We start from the raw sequence: 442 nt of genomic DNA on the forward strand, positions 1-442 counted from the left end.
CCTTTATATCTGTAAGATTGAAACGATAGTTATGCTCTACTAAAAACATGATATTATCGATTCAACCTTCACTCCCTAAATTATGTTGTATTTGATTGGATTAATATTTTCTAGAGAACTTATTACGTAAGAAAATGGCTACTGCGTTCATTAGTAATAAGATTACAAGTAATATAATAATTGCTGCTGATGCAACATTTTGGAATTCAGCTTGAGGCATTTTAGCCCAAGTGTAAATTTGAGTTGGTAATGCTGTGAACATAGACATAATGCTTGTTGGTGTTGCTAATAAAATAGTTGGTATACCAATTAAGATTAATGGTGCTGTTTCACCCAATGCACGAGATAGTGATAAGATGAATCCAGTCAAAATACCAGGTAAAGCAGCCGGTAATACGACACGACGAATAGTTTGCCATTTATTTGCACCTAAGCCATAAGA

General features: G+C 33.7%; 1 protein-coding gene. It reads right to left on the reverse strand.

Going from position 1 to position 442, the window contains the following annotated elements; genetic code table 11:
* Window positions 1-100: 100 nt before the first annotated feature.
* A partial coding sequence (locus tag IDG65_RS14275) for an ABC transporter permease subunit (RefSeq protein WP_206174229.1) occupies window positions 101-442 on the reverse strand: 342 nt, incomplete at its 5' end.

It is taken from the genome of Staphylococcus sp. EG-SA-17 (assembly GCF_017151845.1).
In the GTDB taxonomy this organism is placed as follows: Bacteria; Bacillota; Bacilli; order Staphylococcales; family Staphylococcaceae; genus Staphylococcus; species Staphylococcus aureus.